Origin of the sequence: Cytobacillus sp. Bac17 (genome assembly GCF_024519925.1) — a bacterium.
Classification (GTDB): Bacteria; Bacillota; Bacilli; order Bacillales; family Cytobacillaceae; genus Cytobacillus; species Cytobacillus pseudoceanisediminis.
Window position 1 is genome coordinate 1 of the sequence record NZ_JALJRC010000105.1, and the last position, 413, is coordinate 413.

The 413-nt window shown below is 50.1% G+C and carries 1 protein-coding gene; it reads left to right on the forward strand.

Annotation, left to right across the window (positions count from 1 at the left end):
• A partial coding sequence (locus tag NR125_RS30295) for a hypothetical protein (RefSeq protein WP_256816885.1) occupies positions 1-405 on the forward strand: 405 nt, incomplete at its 5' end.
• Positions 406-413: the final 8 nt, after the last annotated feature.

Consider the following 413-nt stretch of genomic DNA (forward strand, 5'->3'; position numbering starts at 1 on the left):
GGAGAAAAAAAAGAAGGAAAAGGAGGAAAAAAAAGGGAAGAGAGAGGAGAGAAGGAAGGGGAAGGAAAAGGAAGAAGGAGGGGGAGAAGGGGGGGGAAAAGAAGAGGGAAGGAGGAGAAAAGAGAGAAAAGAAGGGGGGAGGAAGGAAAGGAGGAGGGGGGAAGGGGGAAAAAGGAAGAAAGAGAAAAAAGGGAAGGGAAAAAGGGGGGAGGGGGGAAGGGGAGGAGGAAAAGAAGAGTGAAAGGAAAAGGGAGGGAAAAAAAGGGAGAAGAAAAAGGAAGAAGAAAAAGAAAAAAGGGAAAGGAGGGGAAGGAAAAGGGAAGAGAGGGAGAGAAAGAGGGAGGAAAAGGAGGAGGGGGAAGGCGGAGACGCGGAGGCGCGCGCAATATTCGGATGAATCCGTAGCTGCAGTT